Here is a 233-nt window from a genome sequence, read left to right as displayed (position 1 = left end):
AGTGAGAACTGTAGCGCAGCGGCCTTGATACTGACGCCAAACGCCTGGGCAATCGCCTTGATCTGCTCGACCTTGGCAATGATCGCCGGGCTGGCTTGCTGGTATTCAAAGTGCGCACCGCCAGCGAGGATGCCGGAGCTGTACGGGCCACCGACGACGATCTCGACCTGCTGGGCGTGGGCGGCGTCCATCAGGCGCTGCAACGCGCGGTCGTGGTCCAGCAGCGTATAGCG

The 233-nt window shown here is 63.9% G+C and carries 1 pseudogene; it reads right to left on the bottom strand.

Features of this window, described 5'->3' with window-relative positions:
• Positions 1-233: pseudogene (locus tag AAEZ02_RS23605) on the bottom strand (aldo/keto reductase); the annotation flags it as partial.

The sequence above is a fragment of the Shewanella sp. T24-MNA-CIBAN-0130 genome (genome assembly GCF_040310185.1).
GTDB classification, from domain to species: Bacteria; Pseudomonadota; Gammaproteobacteria; order Enterobacterales; family Shewanellaceae; genus Shewanella; species Shewanella psychromarinicola.
Note: the sequence above shows the minus strand (reverse complement) of the source record. Positions and strands in the feature narration are given on the sequence as shown.